Source organism: Vibrio sp. 10N.222.49.C12, from assembly GCF_041475025.1.
Lineage (GTDB): Bacteria > Pseudomonadota > Gammaproteobacteria > Enterobacterales > Vibrionaceae > Vibrio > Vibrio crassostreae_C.
The window spans coordinates 16,045-35,205 of sequence record NZ_JBFRVF010000041.1 but is presented as its reverse complement, the minus strand read 5'-3'; the positions used below and the strand labels follow the sequence as shown (position 1 = coordinate 35,205).

The following is a 19,161-nucleotide window of genomic DNA, read 5'->3' as shown; positions in this document are numbered from 1 at the left end:
GCTTCTTAGCTTCTTAGCTTTGGGCTAACAGCTTATGAGCTTAGACGTCTGTTTTTTCCTTGAACTCACACAAATCCTCAATGATACAGCTGCCACAGCGTGGTTTACGTGCGACACAGGTGTAACGTCCATGAAGAATGAGCCAATGGTGGACATCCAGTTTGAATTCTTTTGGGATAACTTTAAGTAGTTTTGCTTCGACATCGTCGACGGTTTTACCCATCGCTAGCTTAGTGCGGTTTGATACACGATAGATGTGAGTATCAACGGCAATGGTTGGCCAACCGAATGCGGTATTTAACACTACGTTTGCTGTTTTACGACCGACACCTGGAAGGGCTTCTAATGCAGCGCGATCTTCCGGTACTTCACCATTATGTAGGTCAAGCAGCATACGACACGTTTTGATGGTGTTTTCTGCTTTTGAGTTAAATAGGCCGATGGTCTTGATATACTCTTTTAAGCCATCAACACCTAGGTCGAAAATTGCTTGCGGAGTGTTGGCTAAAGGGTACAGCTTATCCGTCGCCTTGTTCACGCTGACATCGGTTGCTTGTGCAGACAATAGAACGGCAATCAGCAGCTCGAATGGGCTGCTCCAGTTAAGCTCAGTCTCTGGCTTTGGATTGTTTTCTCTTAAACGCTCAAGTATTTCTACTCGTTTTACATTGTTCATAGCGACATTACTTTCAAATAGTTAGGGCATGAAGCTTGGATTGCTTCTGCTTTATCATCGGTTACGCGCTCTTATGAGCGTCATTATTATATGTACTGTTTAGATCTGATTTCCCCCGCTGAGTGGTGGAGCTAACTCAGCGAGGTTTAAGCTAATTTAACTTATTAGGCATTGGTAACGCGAGCGCGTTCAATGACTGGTTTTTCTTGTTTTGGTTGTCTAGATTTTGCTTGGTTATCGATGATATTTTTCAAAGCAATTAAGAAACCAACACCAATGAAGGCACCCGGTGGAAGCAGGGCTAACAAGAAGCTGTTATCAAATTGGAATATCTGGATTCGTAACACCGAAGCCCAGTCACCAAGCAGCAGGTCTGCGCCATCAAATAGGGTCCCGTTACCAATAATTTCACGCATCGCACCTAACACGACCAATACTGATGTCATGCCTAGACCCATCCAGAAACCATCTTGAGCCGCTGGTAGCACTTCATTTTTTGAAGCGAAGGCTTCCGCACGACCAATGATGATGCAGTTGGTTACGATCAGCGGGATGAAGATACCCAAAGAGAGATAAAGCCCATAGGCGTAAGCGTTCATCAGCAATTGAACACAGGTTACTAGCGAGGCAATGATCATTACGAATACTGGGATACGTACTTCTTTTGGCACATGATTACGAACCAAAGAAACAGAAACGTTTGAGCCGACCAGTACAAGCAAGGTAGCAATGCCTAGCCCAAGTGCGTTAGTGACTGTTGACGATACAGCCAGCAGCGGACATAACCCAAGAAGTTGCACTAGGGCAGGGTTATTGGCCCACATGCCATTTTTGATCAATGTTTTATGGTCACTCATTATTCACCACCACAATTTAGAGGTTGAGCAAGCAATGCTTGGCTGTTTTGGTTAACGTACTGGACCGCTTGTTTGACTGACTTCACGACTGCTCTTGGCGTGATAGTAGCGCCAGTAAACTGGTCAAAATCACCACCGTCTTTACGAACCTTCCAACGGTCTAGATTAGAATCCGTCACTTGCTTACCTGCAAACGAAAGAATCCAATCACTCACACGCAGATCAATCTTATCACCCAAGCCCGGAGTCTCTTGGTGAGAAAGCACGCGAGTACCTAAAATAGTACCGTCAGTTTTCATTCCAACAATGACTTTAATCGCGCCATTGTAGCCGTCTGGTGCAATCGCTTCGATCGCAATCGCGCTAGGCTCACCATTAAGCTTAGCAATGTAAGCCGGCATCGCTTGCTCAGTACCAAGCTCTTCTGCTTGAACCAAAGTACAAGACGAAAACAGCTCGTTGTCGTGCTGATCGTGTGGGATCACTTGGTTAAGAACAGACAGTAACTGAGCCTGTTCTTGTTGTTTGATCTGATCTTTGGTCAGGTAGTGAGTTACCGCGACCAAACCCGTCGAAGCACACGCAAAGATCGCGAGTACAAGGCCGTTTTTCTTAATTGCATTTAGCATGATATCCGCTCCCTTAGTGGCCGTATGTACGAGGTTTGGTGTAGTAGTCAATCAGTGGAACACACATGTTGGCTAACAATACAGCAAACGCCACGCCATCAGGGAAACCACCCCAACTGCGGATGATAAATACCAAACCGCCGATCAGAGCACCAAACACCAAGCGACCTTTGACTGTCGTGGATGCTGAAACTGGGTCGGTCGCAATGAAAAATGCGCCTAGCATAGTCGCACCAGACAATAGATGAATGGTCGGTGATGCGGTTTCGCCAGGAGTGAACATCAAGAACACTAAGCTAAATAGGGTCAAGCTGCCCAGAAACGCGATTGGGATATGCCATTGAATCACGCGTTGCTTGATAAGCACCAAGCCACCAATAAGGTAAGCAAGGTTTACCCACTCCCAACCCACGCCAGCTAACCAGCTAAATTGAGGTTGAGACAGAGCTTCAGAAGCGGTGTTGCCTGCCGTTAATGCGGTTTTGAAGGCATCGAGTGGCGTCGCCATTGTGGTGCCATCAATCCCTAAACGAGCTTGTTGTAGAGATAATCCTTCATTATTGAAGCCAGTAAAGATCATCAAGAATGAGTCAATAAAGCTTGTTGCTTCTGCTGTCAGGCTCGCGGGAGCATTCCAACTGGTCATTTGAACTGGGAATGAAATCAGCAAAACAACGTAAGCGACCATCGCAGGGTTAAATGGGTTCTGCCCTAGGCCGCCGTATAAGTGTTTCGCGATAATAATAGCGAAGAACATACCAATGACGAGGATCCACCACGGAGAGTGTGGGGGAATCGCGACACTCAGTAGCCAAGCGGTGACAACAGCACTGTAATCACGTAGCGCCATCACTGGCGGGCGCTTTCTTAGCAGCATGATTGCTGCTTCAAAGGTAATCGCAAGTGCGATAGCAAATACTAACTGGATGAGCGTACCCCATCCGAAGAAGTAGGTTTGAGCTAGTAGACCTGGCAATGCACAAATAGCGACCCATTTCATCAGATCTGGGGTGCTTCTACGACTGTGTGCGTGCGGTGAGCTGGCGATAAAGAAGGCCACTACTCTTTCTCCTCATTATTCTTTTTATCTAGCTCTTGCTGTGCTTTTCTTGCTTTAGCACGAGCAATAGCGGCAGCAACGGCTGCTTTTTTAGGATCGACGGGTTCTGATTGAGTTTCAGCCTTTACTTCAACTGCAGGTTCAACCACAGATTCAGGCGTTTCTGCTGATTCTTCCTGTTTCGCTTGTTGTGCCTTTCTTGCTTTAGCGCGAGCAATCGCGGCGGCAACTGCAGCTTTCTTAGGATCGACTGACTCTTGTTGAGTTTCAGCTTCAACTTCAATCACTGGCTCAGGCGTTTCTGCCGTTTCGTCTTGCTTAGCTTGTTGAGCTTTCTTGGCTTTAGCGCGAGCGATGGCTGCAGCAACAGCGGCTTTCTTAGGGTCGCCAGAGCTTTCAGCCGGAGCTTCACTTTCGGTTTGAACAGCTGATTCCGCTTGTTGAGCTTTCTTCGCTTTAGCGCGAGCAATAGCCGCAGCAACTGCATCTTTCTTGGCATCGTCAGTACTTTCAGTCGGAGCATCAGAAGCTGATTCTGCTTGTTGAGCCTTCTTGGCTTTAGCACGAGCGATAGCGGCAGTAACAGCATCTTTCTTGGCATCGCCGGATTTTTCAGCAGGAGCTTCAGCAGCAGATTCAGCTTGTTGAGCTTTCTTGGCTTTAGCACGAGCAATGGCCGCAGCGACAGCATCTTTCTTAGCATCGCCAGAGCTTTCTGCCGGAGCCTCAGAAGCTGATTCAGCTTGTTGAGCTTTCTTCGCTTTAGCGCGAGCAATCGCAGCAGCAACGGCGTCTTTCTTCGTATCGCCTGAGCTTTCTGCAGGAGTATCGGCTGCTGCTTGTTGTGCCTTGCGCTCTCTCGCTTGACGCTTGCGCTCTTCACGCAGTTTAGACATTTCAGAGTTGTCTGGTTCAGCGCCTTCCGCTTTTTGAGCTGCAGCTTGTTTCGCTTTTGCCTTCGCAATAGCGGCAGCAACCGCAGGTTTCACTGCTGGTTCTTCATTCGGAGCCTGATCCGCAGCGGCTTTTTGTGCTTTAACACGAGCAATCGCAGCAGCAATAGCATCATCACCGCCGGATGTTTTCATATCTTTACGGCGGTTATCTGCGGCTTTTTTAAAGCGGTTTTCACGTTCGGCTTTATCACGCTCCATACGAGCGTTCTTCTCTTCAAAACGAATCTTGGCGCGTTCTGCAGCAGCGGCTTCATCTTTTCGAGTTTTGATTTCAGCTTTTGCTTGGCGATAGTACTGAACAAGAGGGATTTCGCTTGGGCAGACAAATGCACATGCACCACATTCAATACAGTCTTTAATATTTAGCTCTTCACACTTATCTAACTCGTTGGCTTTTGCATGCCATTGCAGTTGTTGAGGAAGAAGTGATGCGGGGCAGGCTTCGGCACATGCGCTGCAACGAATACATTCCATCTCGTAAGTGCTTGGTGAAATCTCACGACGCGTTGGCGCTAAAATACAGTTCGACGTTTTAGTGATTGGCACATTGGCATGCGGCAAGGTAAAGCCCATCATCGGGCCGCCCAAAATCAAACGTGGCAGTTTTTTATCCGCTTTGTAGCCAAATTCCTCTAGTAACTCGTGTACTGGTGTACCTAATAGTGCCCAAACGTTACGAGGTTGCTTAAAGGTTTTACCGGTTAAAGTCACCACACGGTTAACCACAGGTTCACCGTCAATTACCGCTCTCTTTATCGAATAGAGAGAGCCGACATTCTGAACCAAAACACCAATGTCTGCAGGAATGCCGCCAGCTGGAACCTCTTTGTTGGTGAGGATCTTGATAAGTTGCTTCTCACCACCAGAAGGGTATTTGGTTGGGATAACGCGAATGACGATATCTTTGTCTTTCGCTGCAATCTCAAGTGCTTTTATCGCATCTGGTTTGTTGTCTTCAATGCCGATAACCGTCAGCTTTGGTTGAAGAATGTGTTCAACCACTTCGATGCCTTTTAATACTTCGTCGGCATGTTCTTGAAGCAACTTGTCATCAGAGGTGATGTAAGGTTCACATTCCGCAGCGTTGACGATCAAAATGTCGGTACGACCTAAGCCTGATTGAAGCTTCTTAGCCGTAGGGAAACCTGCGCCGCCCATGCCTGAAATACCAGCTTGGCGAATCACATCAAGCAGTTCGTCAGAAGTCTTTGTCGAAAAATCTTCAACTGGATTTTTTTCAATCCAAGTGTCTAGGCCATCAGGTTTAATAACCACGCATATTTCGCTCAAGCCTGAAGGGTGAGCGGTAGTTCGCGGTTCGATAGCGGTAATCACACCCGATGTTGGTGCGTGTACTGGCAAAGTAAAACCTGTGTCTAAGGCCGTAAGTTGCTGACCTTTTAACACAGTGTCGCCTGCAGCAACCAATAGGTTCCCCGGCTTACCGATGTGCTGTTTCACAGGAAGAACGATTTCTTCTGGAAGCCTTGCATGGACGATATCAGTAGTATTCGACTGTTTCTTGTTTTCAGCAGGGTGCACGCCACCAGGGAAGTTCCAAATAGAGCCCGTGCGAATTTGTTCAATTAAAGAGATCATACTAACCCTATGCTTTAGGCTCTGACGCAGTCGCATCAGTCGCTTGGTTAGTGATATCAGTAACAGGGATGATGTTCATCTGCCATTTCCAATTTTCAGTCGTTGTTGCCACTGGAATCATTTCAATACAGTCAGTAGGGCACGGTGCGACACATAGATCACAACCTGTACATTCATCTTTAATTACTGTGTGCAGTGCCTTGGTGCCACCAACAATGGCGTCAACAGGGCAGGCTTGAATACACTTGGTACAGCCGATACACATATCTTCGTGAATGAAGGCAACGGTTTTTACTTTGTTATCTAAGTCATGAGCGGAGTCTTCAACTTCTACGCCCATTAAATCTGCTAGCTTCTCAATGGTTGCTTGGCCGCCCGGAGGACATTTGTTGATCTTGTCTCCGTTAGCGATCGCCTCTGCGTATGGGCGACAGCCAGGGTAGCCACACTGGCCACATTGAGTTTGCGGTAAAATGGTGTCGATTTGATCGACGATAGGATCAGCTTCAACTTTAAAACGGATAGAAGCAAAGCCCAAAATAGCGCCAAAAACAGCGGCTAAAACGGCTAGCGCAATGATCGCAATTAAAATGGTACTCATGTTTATTTCACCAACCCAGTAAAGCCCATGAATGCCAGAGACATTAGGCCTGCTGTGATCATCGCAATCGATGCGCCTTTGAATGGCATTGGAACATCAGCAACCGCAATACGTTCACGCATTGCAGCAAATAAGATCAATACAAGAGAGAAACCCACCGCTGCGCCGAAACCATAGATGATCGACTGAATGAAGTTGTGGTTTTCATTGATGTTCAGAAGTGCCACACCTAATACCGCACAGTTGGTGGTGATAAGAGGCAGAAAGATACCCAGCAGGCGATAAAGAGTCGGGCTGGTTTTGTGAACGACCATTTCCGTAAATTGAACAACCACCGCGATAACCAAGATGAAACTCATGGTACGCAGGTATTCAATACCCAGAGGGGTAAGGATGTAGGTTTCTACTAGGTATGCAGAGACCGACGCTAACGTTAGAACGAAAGTCGTCGCGAGGCCCATGCCAATCGCAGTCTCCAGTTTCTTGGAGACTCCCATAAATGGACATAGTCCTAAAAACTTCACTAGCACAAAGTTATTGACCAGCACTGTGCCAACCAACAACAAAAGGTATTCGGTCATAATGGATTAATTCTTGAGATTCCGATCCCGATATTATCCTGCTTTGCTCACCTAATAACAACCAAGGATCACTAGGGATTTAGACACTTGGTGAAAAAATCAACGGGTAACCGTTTGATTAAGATGGATCAGGTTAAGTATAGGTGGGTATTTGCGGGGAATGAAAAATAAGATTAACTCAATGATAACTCATCGAATCAATCCTATTTTCTTTGTTGTAAAAAGTGTCGAGGAACGAAATGACTTAGTCTTTATGAACCTGAGCTTTCTCAATTAATGTTTCGAACAGAGGCTCTGCGCACCAAAATTGGCATAAATAGCTTATGTTCCGTGTGTTCTTTTGGCTCGTCACTTGCGAGTTGCAGAGATAGCTTAACCGCTTGATTAGCCATGACTTGAATTGGGTAACGAATGGTGGTCAATCGAGGGTAGATGAAGCGAGCAATGTGGCCGTCATCAAACCCAATAACTGATATATCTTCTGGAATACGAACGCCATTTTCTTGTAATAACGCCAAACAGCCTGCTGCCATGTAGTCGTTATACGTTGCAATGGCTGTGATATCTGTGTTTTTTGCCATTAAGTTAACCATGGCTTGCTCACCGCCTAGCTCGTCAGGTTCACCATATTCGATGTACTCATCGTTCGATTCAATACCGTGATCTTTCAATGCATCCAAATAGCCACCTAAGCGGTCGTGAGCATCTTCAATATCGTGACTCGAGCAGATGTAGCCAATGTGCTTGTGGCCGTTTTTAATCAAATACTCAGTCGCGATGTAAGAGCCGCGGCGGTTGTCGAGAGCAATACAGCGGTGTTCGATATCGGGAACAATTCGGTTGATGAGAACTAAGCCGGGCACTTCATTGGCTAGCTTAACCAATTCTTCGTCGCTAATGCCTTTGCTATGAACCACGAGTGATTCGCAGCGGCTGTTGATCAGCAAGTTAATCGCATTACGCTCTTTGGTCGCGTCATGGTAGCCGCTGCCAATCAGTAGCTGCTTTTCTTGCTCACTTGCCACGGTATCAATGGCTTTGATCATCGAGCCGAAGAACGGGGCAGAAACATCATTAACCAGTACGCCAATCGCGTTTGAAGATTTGCTGACCAATGCACGGGCATTGGCATTTGGGCGATAGCCGAGTTTTTCCATAGCGGCTTTTACCGCCGCAATTGCGGTTTCACTGGTGTGAGGTGCATTGTTGATTACTCGAGAGGTGGTCGCGATTGATACGCCTGCTTCCTTCGCAACATCTTTAATGGTAGCCATTCCGCTCTCTTATTCTGAATATAATGCTGTGTGCTGGTGGTTGGACATTTAACAACGGATAGTTAGGCAATTCAAATATTAAACATCAAATATGACGAGGTTTGATGGTTTATTTTTGATTGGCTGACTAGTTTGAAAATAAAAAGCCAAGCTCTAGATTTGAGCTTGGCTTTTGAGTCACATTGGCGTGTGGACTGCTGTCGTGTGAGCTGTTGTCGCGTGAAGTAAGGTAATCACAGGTAACCCAAAGTAATCACAGGTAACCCAAAGTAATAGGGGAACCAAGTGGCTTAGAGCAAGCCGCTTGGTCCGAATCTACTTACGATGCGCTTGTTAGCGTAACCTGATAACGATATTGATTGTCGGTGAGTTGAAACTCTTGGTGAACACTTGGACTCCAAGAATCATCACCACCAACACCCATATGTTGGTGATCTACGCGTACATAGATTTTCTCTTCACGAGTCAGGTCATTGGTATGCTTAGCATCCGTTAATTGTTGCTGGCTGTACTGACTCACACTGAATGAAAAATCGCCTTCGATCCCGATATTTCCTACATTCAAGTTTTTGGTTCCGTAACGTAACCCGCTATCGGTTGGGAATATATACGGCGTATGCATCTGATCCAGTGTCTGTTTGTGTAAACCGAATCGAGCAGCAGCCAAACGGTCTGGATAGTTTTCAAAAGGACCTAATCCCAGCCACGATACTGGAGTTTCATTGGCAGTTTCGAGTGGTAAAGGTAGCTCCATCTCAAGACCAATGCGTGGCATCGGTGGTAAGTGATCGGCTAAGTTGACATCAACCGCGATATTCATTTCGCCTAGGTTATTTAAGGTGTATTGCCATTTGGTAATCGCTTGGATTTGGCCATTAAATTGGTAGGCGAATACTGACGCCACTTGTACTGAGTCTGCGAGCGCTTGCACGACACAACTTGTACACTGACGCTCCCATTGACCAATGCCTGCAAGTTCCCAGCGACAAGCCCATGCATTTGGGTCGATGTTGTCTATCTCACTGATACCAATGTCGTTATCAAGTGGCGCGCGATAGAAGTTATCGACAGGTGCCTTGATAACTTGCGGTTGCCCATCAACGATCCAGTGGGTCAACAATCCACTCTCTGTATCCCATTGCCATTGATGTGTTTCATCTAGGCTAGACACGACCACTTTATTGTCTTGCTGATGTAACTGGGGAGCCAAAGCATTTGCCGTGATCGGGAGTTGCAAGCCAGCATGGTTACGTAAAGCAAATTGCTCCGTCGCACAAACATGGCCTTCTTCTGCCCACTTGGTTGAATGAGTCAGAGTAATATCGGTGTTGAGATGATATTCGGCTTGTGCTTTTGGTGTGAAAGCGAGGTCAATTACCAGCTCTTGTTTACTATCTTCAGCAACGGATAAGACTTGTTGCCCTGATTGAATCACGATGCCATTTTCGAGCAATTGCCAGCGTAAGATTTCATTGTCAGTCGCTCGGAACAGGTTTTCATTGGTTACCGTTAGGCGGCATTGATCTTCAGTTTGCTCTGCTAACGTCACATTGATCATTCTCTGGCAGTATTTCGCCTCTTCCAAGGTCGGGTGTACGCTGCGATCTGGGAAGATCAAACCGTTGATGCAGAACTGACGGTCGTTGATGACATCGCCAAAGTCTCCACCGTAGGCCCAGAAGTGTTCACCGTTTTCATCCCATTGGCTTAGTCCTTGGTCAACCCAATCCCAGATGAAACCGCCTTGTAGGCGAGGATATTCTCGGAATGCATCCCAGTAATCATTAAAGCTACCCAAACTGTTACCCATTGCGTGTGCGTATTCACAAAGAATAAGCGGGCGTTGCTCGTTAGGCAGAGAAACCCATTTCTTGATAGACCATTTTGGAACGGCATCGTCTTCGATAGTGCTGTTAACGCGTGCGTACATTGGCGCAATGATATCGGTCGCTGTGGTATTTGAACCACCGCCTTCATACTGTACCGGGCGAGAAGGATCGTACTGTTTCGACCAAGCATACATCGCATTGTGGCTGCTGCCGTGCCCTGACTCGTTGCCCAAAGACCAGATGATGATAGAAGGGTGGTTCTTATCACGCATGACCATTTGCGTATAGCGACTCATATAAGCGTGTGCCCATTGCGGATCCGCAGACAAGCGATTCATAGGCTGCATGCCATGGGTCTCGATGTTCGCTTCATCACACACATATAAACCGTATTCGTCACACAGCTCGTACCATCGTGGGTGGTTAGGGTAGTGAGCGGTGCGCACAGCATTGAAGTTGTACTGCTTCATTAGACAGATATCGCGGATCATGTCTTCTTCTGTCATCACATGCCCCAACTCTGGGTGATGCTCATGACGGTTGACGCCGCGAATCAATAGCGGTTTGCCGTTTAGCTTTAGCTGACCGTCTGTCATTTCGACTTTACGGAATCCAACTTGATAAGCTTCACTTTCTATGTGGTTACCTTGCCTATCAAGCAATGACACGACAATTCGGTAAAGGTTAGGAACTTCTGCGCTCCATTTCTTCGGATCTCGAACATGAAGAGTTTGGAATACCACATCATCGTAGGTGCCACGCTCGTCAATTCGTCGATTATGAGGGCGATCGATAAGCGGTTCAGTCACCGCGTTTTCACCGTCAAACAGTTGAACCTGAACTTGGTAAGTGTCTGGTGCCGTAATTTTGGTGACAATAGACAGTGAACCATCGCGATAGCATGCGTCTAAGTCCGGCGTAACGAACACATCTTCAATGCACTGCTTTGGTTTAGCTAGTAAGGTCACATCACGGAAAATACCGCTTAGCCACCACATATCTTGGTCTTCTAAATAGCTACCATCACACCAACGTATCACCATGACAGAAAGCGTATTGTCGCCAACAGTTAGATACTGAGTTAAGTCGAACTCGGCAGGTAAGCGGCTATCTTGGCTGTAACCAACCCAATTGCCATTACACCAAAGATGAAAAGCGGAATTGACGCCATCAAAGATAATACGTTGGGTGTTCTTTAGGTCATTTTTAGTCAACGTAATTTGAGTGCGGTAACAACCGGTTGGGTTTTCTGCCGGTACAAACGGTGGGTTCACTTCAAATGGGTATTTTACGTTGGCGTAGATAGGTTTATCGTAGCCTTGCATTTGCCAGTTCGATGGTACGGTAATCTCGTCCCATTGTGAGTCATTGAAACTTGTTTCGATAAATTCACCGTCAACTTGTTCAGGTGCATCAAAGTATTTGAACTTCCATTGTCCATTAAGAGATTTACGTTGTGACTCAATGCCGTCTCGAGCGTGCTTAAGGTTGCGGTAGCTTGATAATGGGCTGTGCGCATTAAGGCAGTGGATATTCACAGACTGTGGGTTTTCCCAATCGCGTCTTTGGATGATGTTTGAAAATGCCTTCATGGTATTCCTACTCTTAAAGTGTTCAATATTGGTAATAATTCTATTAAGTCATCGGTCTTTTAAGCCGTGATGACCGTTATCAAATCGTTGGTTATGCGTATTGTTCTGTTGGCTTATTCAGCTATTCAGCGAGCTGTTTTAATAAATAATCTTTTGCTTCGGGTATGCCCTGTTCGGCCGCTTGATTAACAATAAATGCAGCTTGTTTGATGTCATTGTTGTTTAGGGCTTGGTCAATGTCTTTTTGGATATTCAGCCATTGCGCCTTTTGATTGGTTTCAATTGTCTGATTTGATGGTTGAGAAACTTGCTTTGAACCTAAGGTTTCGGGTTCATTGTCGGATGAAACACCAAGCTCAGCCAATAGAGTCAAAACCGCACTGTTTGTTGATTTGCTCGCCGTAACATCAATGACACCTACGTTGCTCAACGTCGCAGTCAACGGCAGTTGCTTATTGCCAATAATCTGCTGAGATTCTGAATACAGATCTTCAGGATGAATTCGATTGATGGCGCTATCTAACTTAGTGCTATCGGCGCTGACCACAATAAATTGCGCGTTGTCTCGTTGAGGTTCGAGTGCAATTGATGCTTCAATTCTTTCTAACCCTTGCATCGCTGTCGGGTAGTAAGTGAAGTCGTTAGTACTGTATTGACCAAGCAGTCGCCATTGTTTGTCAAAGACATAAATAGACGGTGCGAATAGCGCATCATTTTTAATGTATGAACGAATGAGTAAGGACAGCGATTCTGTCGTGTCACTGATTTGGTACGCGATGGTCGGAAAGCGTTGGCTATCCGCTTGTGTATTGTCATTTAACAATGAAGAGGAAAGGGTCGGTAAATGACCGTCCATAATCACTTGTTGGTGGAATGGAACAGACAATTGCGTCATTGGCAGCGCACTTAGCTGAGAGCAGCATGCACTCTCATTGAAATCAGTATTAAGTTCCTTTTCAGGTATTCCGCTGCATGCGCTAACTGTGAGTGCCGCGACAATGATCACCAATGATTTTAATTTCATCTGATTGCTACCTTAGTAAAGGGGAAAACATCGGCTTTCCCCGTTAAATTGCTATTCCAGTGTTGAGCGTCAATTCGTTGATTGAACAGACGCTCGGGTGTGGTGGTTTACCACCAAGTCTCTACGTTGAAACCAAAGGTAATCTCGTCAACAGTCTCGGCATTGATGCTTGTTGCCGTTCCATAAGTCTCGTTACCACGATCCCATTCGTTGTTGGATTCAGAGTACGTCGCAAAAATACGAATAGATGGACGAGCCCATACCCCTTTTCCAGCTTGGAACATTTGAGCCACGGTCACTTTATACATATCGTTGGTGCCCGAGCCGTTTTGAGCTTCTACCGTTTCGTAACCCACCTCTAATGATGTCGACATGTAATCTGTCCAAGCATATTGAGGACGAGCTCCGACACTGAACCACTTCTCACCATCGTTGTTATCTAGGTTGTTATCTTGATAAGCGATGGAGTACATGACTTGAACATCTTCACTGATATTTAAGTCACCATGGTTAAATAGACGCCAGCTGTAGCCATCATGTTCGACGCCAGTGCTGTACTTTTTGTCTGAACCACCTTCAGCACTCATTAACCCGCCAGCTAAGGCATCAGTACCGTATTGGAAGGCCAAGGTGTTTGAACCGTAGTTCCAAGCTTGACGGTAAAGAGCAGAGAGCATTGCGCCAGAAGTAGTAATGTCTTTATCGTCGTAGCTCGAGTTTTGCGTGGTCACGTAGTTCAAACCAAGAGTAAGATCCGCTGTGTCACTCAATTCAATACCGCTTAAGCGAGCATCAATATTGTGAAGACTACGCCCATCGTCACTTGACGAGTTTGGCGCCATCCAGGCCAAATGTGCATCCGCAAACCCTAGATCCCAATCTTCAATACCTAAACCCGTACTGGATGTATCCCAGTACTTAACATCAATCATGTGGACTTCATGGCGACGATAAAAACGCTCTCCGGCCCATACTTTCGCGTTAGGTTGTCCATCGATCAGGCCATGACCTGCTGACCAAAGCTGAATCGTACTGACATCCCCCCAGCTATCACCACTACCTAGATAAATCGTGGTATCAAAATAAGCGTCATTGTCACGCCATACATCGGCTTTCACACCCGCTTCCCACCAGTTCAGTTCATTACCTAAACGGTAGTTACCGTAACCTTGACCAGCTCGAATAACGTCGTTGCGTTCTCCTTTGCCATCGTTATGTTGGTCATTATCGGTGTAGATGTTGCCCCATTTCGCATAACCAAAATACGTTACGTTTTCCACTGCAGCGAAGCTGATTAATGGGGTGAGGGCCAGAGTGAATCCTAATGCTTTAACTAGCATTTTTTGTTTCATGAAGTGTCTCCATTATTTTTTATTTATGGATATTTTTATGTTTGAGTCCTAACTCGAGCGAGAGTGTAAATAAATAATGGAAACGTTTTCATGATGAGGTTGGCATTTTTACGCTATTGATGGGTTTGTGATTATTTTGTGTGATTTTGATCTGGTTATTGGGCTTGTGGTGGCAGTTTTATAGAGGTTTCTGTGGGTTTTTAATGGAATCGTTTTCTATTTCAGGGGGGGAGGGGGTTGAACGTGCGCTAAAGTTGAAGTTTCTCGTTGTGTTCGGACATAGGTAACAGTGATGTGAGGCTAGAGCTAGCAAGGGATTAGGGTGATTTTTGAGGGGAAAAGCAGCCCAGTCAATGATAACTGGGCATGTGAGACAAGGAAGTAAGTATCAAATTCAATGTCGAAGCTAGGCTACAGGCATTGCGTTCTATACCGTCAAGCTGGAATGTAAAAGTTAGGACCCAGGGAGACACTTCATAGTTGTACTCTAAAGGTTAAGAATACGAGTGTGGTGTGGTGAGTTCAAGAGGAAATGTGTGTGAGCCAATTTTCAAATTGCAGATCCATCATAATGCAATGAATTTTAAGGGTTTAATTGTTATTAAACTCCTGTTTATTTTAACGTTATAGCGCTTTATATAATGTGGAATATCCCTATTCTTTGGGATTAGGAGCATATGCGTTGAGATGGTGTTTGGCATAAATCTTTGAGTTAAGGGGCATTATTTGAATCTATTAATCTCAAAATATTTAATGGAAACGTTTTCATGATTTTGGGTTTGATCACAGAAACTCTCAGCTCAATAATTATGATACGGGGTAATTAAACGCGTTAAGGTTAAATAAAATGACGAATAAATCCCTAGTAGAAATTACGGGTAAAGACTCGCAACTGATCGTTGAACTTGGTGATTTCGCCGAAATTCTGCATTGGGGAGTTCCAGTTCGTGGCGATCTAGCGAACTTTCGTGTTTCTCTTCAAAGGCCAGTTCCTTACGGTCGCCTTGATAATGATGTCGCTATGTCGCTGAGCCCTGAACTCGGGCGCGGTGTTTTCAGCAGTCCGGCATTAGAAGGGCACCGAGACGGATTGGACTGGGCGCCTGTTTTCTCTATTACGGATGTTCAACAAACACCATCTAGCCTAATCATTGAGAGTGAAGATATACGTGCAGGCTTACGTTTAACAACCGAGTTATGCCTCGATAAACATGATGTTGTGAAATCTCGTCACACCTTAACCAACGTTAAAGCCGGCCTTTATCAGGTGAACCGTCTCGCCAATACTTTGCCATTACCAGCAAGAGCTAATGAGTTGATGACGTACTACGGCCGCTGGGTACATGAGTTCCAAACGGTGCGTCAACCCTTACAGCAAGGGGGCTATCAGCAAGAAAATCGTCGCGGAAGAACGTCTCATGAACATTATCCAGCGATGGTTGTCGGTACCGCTAACTTTAATGAAATGGCAGGTGATGTGTGGGGGATTCACTTCGCTTGGAGTGGTAACCACAGACTGCGCGCGGATGTAAAAGCAGACGGTCGTCGCTACGTGCAAGCGGAAGTTATTTATCTACCGGGTGAGATTACATTGGATGAAGGTGAAAGCTTAACGACACCTTGGTTATATGCCAGTTTCAGTTCGGAAGGCTTAAATGGAATGAGCCATCAGTTCCACTCCCATGTGCGTTGTTCCATCTTGCCGGAGTCTTTCGCACAAAAGCCTCGACCTATCCATCTTAATACTTGGGAAGGCATCTATTTTGACCATGATCCTGATTATATTATGTCGATGGCTAGCCAAGCCGCGGATATGGGAGTAGAGCGTTTTATCATTGACGATGGCTGGTTCAAAGGGCGCTGCGGAGACAAGGCTGCGCTAGGGGATTGGTTCTTAGATGAAGAAAAATACCCAAATGGTTTAGCTCCGATAGTTGAGCACGTTAATCAGTTGGGTATGGAGTTTGGATTGTGGTTCGAACCTGAGATGATCAATAAGGATTCTGACTTATACCGAGCCCATCCAGACTGGTTGCTTGCGGTTGACGGCTATGACCAACCAACGGGTCGTAATCAATATGTTATCGATCTTCAGAATCAACAAGCATTCGACTTTTTGTTTGAGCGTCTTGACCACTTCTTAAGTCAGTACAACATTGCTTACATTAAGTGGGATATGAACCGAGAAGTTGTACAACCTGCGCATCTAGGCAGGGCTGCGGCTCATCAACAAACCGCTCGTTATTATGAGTTGGTCGATAAAGTCCGAGAGAAGCACCCAATGGTTGATATTGAATCGTGTGCGGCTGGTGGTGGTCGTATCGATTTTGAGGTTCTTAAGCGTACGCAACGTTTTTGGGCGTCTGATAACAATGACGCGCTGGAAAGACAAACGATTCAGCGTGGGATGAGTTACTTCTTCCCCCCTGAGGTAATGGGAAGCCATATTGGTGCGAGCCACTGCCACAGCACTCGTCGTCGTCATAGTATTGAGTTTCGTGGTCTAACAGCACTGTTTGGTCATATGGGGATTGAATTAGATCCTGTGAAAGAAGTGCAAGAAGAGAAGCAGGGCTTTGAACACTACATCAAGCTACATAAGATGCTGCGCCCGTTACTGCATAGCGGGAGAACTTGGCGAGTTCCAACGGACGATAGTGCCCATCAAATCCATGCGGTCGTCTCCGAAGATGTGTCAGAAGCTGTGGTGATGATTGCACAGCTTGCGATGCCAACCAATTCATTGAGTGGTCATTTGCGTATACCTGGGCTAGATCCACAAAGTTTATACAAGGTATCTGTGATTGATAAACCGTCAAATTACGATGATATTGTGAATTATCAACCGCCATGGACAGAGTCTTGCTGTGAATTATCAGGTGCTTGGTGTGCCGAGGTGGGGCTGACGATGCCAATACTTGACGCAGAAACAGCGATGCTGATTAAGTTTGAACGTATCGAGTAAGTTTTAGCATAGGCTTTATATTTGATGAACCGCGTAGGTGAAATTACGCGGTTTTTTATTGCCTTTAATAAGCCGTCATGAACTATCAAATCAATTTGATGTGCCCGTATAGATTGGAGAACTGTAGGTATTCCCAGCGTGATACTGTACTTATGTAATCGTTCTCATGCGTTACTTCACACAATGAACTGTTTTGAGCACTTTAATTAGCGATATTCTCTATCAATTCGAGGGTTTTATTGTTCGATCTCTCACTTTGGACATTTGACTGAAAACGTTTCCATGGAGTGGTTGTTGATCACAGTATCTGTTCGTTGGAATGGTTACATTAGCATCGGACTTGATACTTGAGTGTTTTAAGAAGCGACCACAGAGTGGCTCTAAAACAGAACTTGAGTGGATAAATTATTATAAATAAAAGGTAAGCGTTTCAACGTCTGTTAGGAGATGAAGTTACGCGCCTGAAGGAAATACTATGTCTGATCAAATTACTCTACAAACCAAATTATCGTATGGACTTGGGGCTTTAGGTAAAGACTTTGCCTGTGCTCCAATCTACATCTTCTTAATGTTTTACTTCACCGATGTTGCTGGGCTGTCAGCGGCATTTGTGGGTACTATCTTTTTGGCCGCGCGCATTGTCGACGCGGTGACCGACCCAATGATGGGCGTTATCGTTGATAACACACGCTCTAAGTTTGGTAAATTCCGTCCTTGGATAGTGATTGGAACCATGTTAAATGCTGTAGTGCTTGTTGGTCTTTTTAGTACGCATATGTTTGAAGGCACTACGTTATACATTTATGCAGCGGCTGCTTATATTCTGTGGGGCCTTACGTACACTATTATGGACATTCCATATTGGTCTTTGATTCCTGCACTATCGAGCTCTCGTCAAGAACGTGAAAAGCTGGTTGTTTGGCCACGATTATTTGCTAGCTTGGCGTGGTTTATTACGGGTACTTACGGGCTACATATTGTCGGTAAACTGGGTGACGGCGACCAAGGACAAGGTTTCTTCAACGTTGCTATGTTGATTGCTGTGCTGTTCGTGATGAGTGCATTCTTGATTGCTCGCAACGTAAAAGAAAAATCGGCACCAGCAAATGCGAAACCAGCTGAGCGTTTCAGCTTTAAAGATGTAATGGTTATCATTGGTAAGAATGACCAACTAAAAGCACTTATTGGTACCGTATTGTCGTTCCAAATAGCAAACTTGTTGGTGGGTGGTTTTGCGATTTACTACTTCTCTTACGCTTTAGGCAACGCTGACTTGTTCCCCGTTTATATGATGGTGGCAGGTATCGCTGAAGTTGCAGGCGTATTCTTGTTCCCTCGTATTGCATCAGTGTTACCACGCAAACACCTATGGGTTATCGCTTGTGGCTTCCCAGTGCTGTCTTGTACCACTCTACTTATCATGGGCTTTATCGCTCCAGGTAACGCGATTCTAATCGGTATCGCAGGTGCTGCTATCAAGTTTGGTGTGGGTATCGCTAACGCACTGCAAACTGTAATGCTTGCCGATGTTGTTGATTACGGTGAACACAAAACGGGTCGTCGCAGTGAGAGTGTTATCTTCTCTGTTCAAACGATGCTTGTTAAGTTTGCAGGCGCGGCTGGTGGTTTTATTGTTGGTATGGGCTTGTCTGTGGTGGGTTATGTACCAAACGTGGAACAGTCTGACAGCACTATCATGGGACTGCAGTTTATGATGGTAGGTTTACCAGCGATTCTAATGACGGTAAGTGCTCTTGTTTATAAGCGCTACTACCACCTGCATGAAGGATTTGATCAAGACCAAGCCGGTAAAGAGACTCAGACAAATGTTGTTACAGCAGAAGCATAACCGCTAAACGACGTCTAATCTAGAATAAAGCTCAGTTTAGTCACTAAGCCCAAACGCCTCCTTGTGAGGCGTTTTTTTATGGATGTGAGTTAATCAAAGCTGTGCCTGTAGGGCTTTTGTTTCGACTAAAACGCAAAAAGCCGCATCGAATGATGCGGCTTCTTTAAATTTGGCTCCCCTTGCAAGACTTGAACTTGCGACATACGGATTAACAGTCCGCCGTTCTACCAACTGAACTAAAGGGGAATTGCTTGTTAGCGACGCGAATTCTAATAATTGTCCGGATTTCTGTCAATAAAAAATATCAGAAAAAAGTA

At 45.5% G+C, this 19,161-nt stretch carries 13 protein-coding genes and 1 tRNA gene; 2 read left to right on the top strand and 12 right to left on the bottom strand.

Annotation, left to right across the window (positions count from 1 at the left end; all coding sequences use genetic code 11):
* Positions 1-40: 40 nt before the first annotated feature.
* The 11 genes from nth to AB4583_RS13605 all read right to left on the bottom strand — a co-directional run bounded on the left by nth (position 41) and on the right by AB4583_RS13605 (position 14,030).
* Positions 41-676 (bottom strand): endonuclease III, encoded by a 636-nt coding sequence (gene nth, locus AB4583_RS13655; protein ID WP_017068261.1) that lies wholly within the window; start codon positions 674-676, stop codon positions 41-43.
* Between the two features lie 164 nt (positions 677-840).
* Positions 841-1,533, bottom strand: a complete 693-nt coding sequence (locus AB4583_RS13650) for an electron transport complex subunit E (protein WP_012603531.1) — start codon at positions 1,531-1,533, stop codon at positions 841-843.
* Complete coding sequence (gene rsxG, locus AB4583_RS13645) at positions 1,533-2,162, bottom strand: electron transport complex subunit RsxG (protein WP_372117756.1); 630 nt, start codon at positions 2,160-2,162, stop codon at positions 1,533-1,535. Before rsxG ends, AB4583_RS13650 begins: the two co-directional genes overlap by 1 nt.
* A gap of 13 nt (positions 2,163-2,175) precedes the next feature.
* The gene (gene rsxD, locus AB4583_RS13640) at positions 2,176-3,222 is read right to left on the bottom strand and encodes an electron transport complex subunit RsxD (protein ID WP_372117754.1); all 1,047 of its coding nucleotides are present in this window, start codon (positions 3,220-3,222) and stop codon (positions 2,176-2,178) included.
* A complete protein-coding gene (rsxC, locus tag AB4583_RS13635) occupies positions 3,222-5,777 on the bottom strand; it encodes an electron transport complex subunit RsxC (protein ID WP_372117750.1) in 2,556 nt (851 codons plus the stop codon). Before rsxC ends, rsxD begins: the two co-directional genes overlap by 1 nt.
* Positions 5,778-5,784: 7 nt before the next feature.
* The gene (rsxB, locus tag AB4583_RS13630) at positions 5,785-6,378 is read right to left on the bottom strand and encodes an electron transport complex subunit RsxB (RefSeq protein WP_004734040.1); all 594 of its coding nucleotides are present in this window, start codon (positions 6,376-6,378) and stop codon (positions 5,785-5,787) included.
* Positions 6,379-6,380: 2 nt separating this feature from the next.
* Positions 6,381-6,959, bottom strand: coding sequence for an electron transport complex subunit RsxA (gene rsxA / locus AB4583_RS13625; RefSeq protein ID WP_004734039.1), 579 nt, complete (start codon positions 6,957-6,959; stop codon positions 6,381-6,383).
* Positions 6,960-7,228: 269 nt separating this feature from the next.
* Complete coding sequence (locus AB4583_RS13620) at positions 7,229-8,233, bottom strand: substrate-binding domain-containing protein (RefSeq protein ID WP_136973536.1); 1,005 nt, start codon at positions 8,231-8,233, stop codon at positions 7,229-7,231.
* Between the two features lie 319 nt (positions 8,234-8,552).
* The gene (locus tag AB4583_RS13615) at positions 8,553-11,654 is read right to left on the bottom strand and encodes a beta-galactosidase (protein ID WP_372051676.1); all 3,102 of its coding nucleotides are present in this window, start codon (positions 11,652-11,654) and stop codon (positions 8,553-8,555) included.
* 121 nt (positions 11,655-11,775) lie between these two features.
* Complete coding sequence (locus tag AB4583_RS13610; protein WP_372051678.1) at positions 11,776-12,678, bottom strand: MalM family protein; 903 nt, start codon at positions 12,676-12,678, stop codon at positions 11,776-11,778.
* A 107-nt stretch (positions 12,679-12,785) separates the two neighbouring features.
* Positions 12,786-14,030: a carbohydrate porin gene (locus AB4583_RS13605; RefSeq protein ID WP_372051679.1), complete on the bottom strand. Its 1,245-nt coding sequence runs from the start codon at positions 14,028-14,030 to the stop codon at positions 12,786-12,788.
* A gap of 847 nt (positions 14,031-14,877) precedes the next feature.
* On the opposite strand from AB4583_RS13605, the gene AB4583_RS13600 reads away from it, so the two are divergent.
* Both AB4583_RS13600 and melB read left to right on the top strand, forming a co-directional pair.
* A complete protein-coding gene (locus AB4583_RS13600; protein WP_372051681.1) occupies positions 14,878-16,995 on the top strand; it encodes an alpha-galactosidase in 2,118 nt (705 codons plus the stop codon).
* 475 nt (positions 16,996-17,470) lie between these two features.
* Positions 17,471-18,844 (top strand): melibiose:sodium transporter MelB, encoded by a 1,374-nt coding sequence (melB, locus tag AB4583_RS13595; RefSeq protein WP_372051683.1) that lies wholly within the window; start codon positions 17,471-17,473, stop codon positions 18,842-18,844.
* A 170-nt stretch (positions 18,845-19,014) separates the two neighbouring features.
* Here the strand turns inward: melB and AB4583_RS13590 are convergent.
* Positions 19,015-19,090 (bottom strand) — tRNA-Asn (locus AB4583_RS13590).
* Positions 19,091-19,161 lie beyond the last annotated feature (71 nt).